A 967-nucleotide genomic window follows, 5' to 3' on the forward strand; every position below is an offset into this window, starting at 1 on the left:
GAGAAGGAGAAGGTGCTCGGCGCGGTCCGGCTGCCCAGGGACCTGGGCGAAGCCACCGTGCGCGGCCAGTACGCGGCCGGGTGGCAGGGCGGCGAGAAGGTCACCGGCTACCTCGAAGAGGACGGCATCGACCCTGAGTCGAAGACCGACACCTACGCCGCGATCAAGCTGGAGATCGACAACCGCCGCTGGGCGGGCGTCCCCTTCTACCTGCGCACCGGCAAGCGGCTGGGCCGCCGGGTGACGGAGATCGCGGTCGTCTTCCAGCGGGCCCCGCACTCCCCCTTCGACACCACGGCGACGGAGGAGCTGGGCCAGAACGCGATCGTGATCCGCGTCCAGCCGGACGAGGGCGTCACGGTCCGCTTCGGCTCCAAGGTGCCCGGCACCTCGATGGAGATCCGGGACGTCTCCATGGACTTCGCCTACGGCGAGTCGTTCACGGAGTCCAGCCCGGAGGCGTACGAGCGGCTCATCCTGGACGTGCTGCTGGGCGACGCCAACCTCTTCCCGCGCACGGAGGAGGTCGAGCTGTCCTGGAAGATCCTCGACCCGATCGAGCGGTACTGGGACACGCACGGCAGGCCCGCGCAGTACAAGTCGGGCACCTGGGGCCCGGTGGAAGCGGACGAGATGCTCGCACGAGACGGACGGAGCTGGCGCCGGCCATGAAGATAGACCTGACCGACACCACCGCCGGAGCAATCAACAAGGCACTCGTGCGGGGCCGCCGGGCCATCGGCACCCCCGCCGTCGGCATGGTGCTGACCCTCGTCATCGTCACCGACGAGGAGAACGCCTACGACGCCCTGAAGGCCGCCAACGACGCCTCGCGCGAGCACCCCTCGCGCACCCTGGTCGTCGTCAAGCGGGTCTCCCGCAACACACGGGCCCGGACCACCTCGCGGCTGGACGCCGAGGTACGGGTGGGCGCGGAGGCCGGCACCGGCGAGACGGTCGTCCTGCG

The 967-nt window shown here is 70.4% G+C and carries 2 protein-coding genes; both read left to right on the forward strand.

Going from position 1 to position 967, the window contains the following annotated elements:
- On the forward strand, nt 1–672 hold a 672-nt coding region (locus IF37_RS0138330; protein ID WP_030754368.1), incomplete at its 5' end, for a glucose-6-phosphate dehydrogenase.
- Nucleotides 669–967: glucose-6-phosphate dehydrogenase assembly protein OpcA (locus IF37_RS0138335; RefSeq protein WP_030754371.1), on the forward strand; the 299-nt coding region annotated here is incomplete at its 3' end. The genes IF37_RS0138330 and IF37_RS0138335, both read left to right, overlap by 4 nt.

Origin of the sequence: Streptomyces sp. NRRL S-31 (genome assembly GCF_000718775.1) — a bacterium.
Taxonomy (GTDB): Bacteria; Actinomycetota; Actinomycetes; order Streptomycetales; family Streptomycetaceae; genus Streptomyces.